This window comes from Microbacterium sp. H6 (genome assembly GCF_003314775.1).
In the GTDB taxonomy this organism is placed as follows: domain Bacteria; phylum Actinomycetota; class Actinomycetes; order Actinomycetales; family Microbacteriaceae; genus Microbacterium; species Microbacterium oxydans.
This window is the reverse complement of record NZ_QOAY01000240.1, coordinates 1-208: the sequence shown is the minus strand read 5'-3', so window position 1 is coordinate 208 and position 208 is coordinate 1. Positions and strand designations below refer to the sequence as shown.

Genomic DNA, 208 nt, shown 5'->3' with positions numbered 1-208 from the left:
GGACCCCGCCGCATTCCCCCCAGAGGAACTACCGCCGCTCGAGGGCGCAGCTCCACCGCTGTCCACAGCGGCAGGTGCCGCACCGCCCGGGCTCGTCGACGGCGAGGATGCGGCGGCCGACGTACCGGACTCGGCCGCCGTAGCAGCGCCCGTTCCTCCGCTCGCCGCCGCTCCCCCGGTAGCAGCGCCCGTCGACGCCGCGGTGCCT

The 208-nt window shown here is 76.9% G+C and carries 1 pseudogene; it reads left to right on the top strand.

The features are described 5' to 3' along the window. Positions 1–208: pseudogene (locus DSP71_RS22750) on the top strand (cytochrome b/b6 domain-containing protein); the annotation flags it as partial.